Source organism: Paenibacillus sp. 598K (genome assembly GCF_003851045.1).
Classification (GTDB): domain Bacteria; phylum Bacillota; class Bacilli; order Paenibacillales; family Paenibacillaceae; genus Paenibacillus_D.
This window is the reverse complement of record NZ_BFBX01000023.1, coordinates 36,596-37,200: the sequence shown is the minus strand read 5'-3', so window position 1 is coordinate 37,200 and position 605 is coordinate 36,596. Positions and strand designations below refer to the sequence as shown.

Annotated in this window: 1 protein-coding gene; it reads right to left on the bottom strand. The window is 68.1% G+C overall.

The window, feature by feature from the left end:
• Positions 1-605, bottom strand: a 605-nt coding sequence (locus PA598K_RS09310; RefSeq protein WP_260405334.1) for an ABC transporter substrate-binding protein, incomplete at both ends; no start/stop codon positions are given.

Genomic DNA, 605 nt, shown 5'->3' with positions numbered 1-605 from the left:
TCTCGACGCGGTCCAGCTGCGCGCGGCCGAGATGATAGTGCGGGTAGGCCTCCAGCACGCAGAGATGCGGCTCCAGTCGCACAGGCTTGAAGGGACCGGTCCCGACTCGCACGGGCTCGCTCTCGCCCTGGCTGGAGACGATCGCGGCGCGGCTCGTGCACAGGAGCGGCAGCAGGAGCTCGTGCGCAGACGCCAGCTCGATGATGACGGCGGCGTTGGTCCAGGCGCGCACCGAGCGGATCTGGCGGAACAGCGGCGCATACAGCGAGCGCTGGCCGGGCGCTCGGAGCCGATCCAGCGAATAGACGACATCCGCTGCGGTCAGCTCTCGCCCGTCATGGAAGACGACGCCCTTGCGTAGATGGAAAGTCCAGGTGTGACGCGTCTCATCGACCTCCCAGGCGTGGGCGAGGTTGGGCAGGATGTGCTGCCCGTCGTCCGACCGCCGGACCAGCCCATCATAGACGTGGCTGGCGATGAACGACTCGGCCAGCAGGTTCATCCCTGCGGGATCGATCGTCTGCAGCCGCTCGCGGATCGGCAGCCGCAGGATATCGATCTGCCGATCCCGGCTGATCTCGGCCCGGTGGCCGAACCACGAGGCC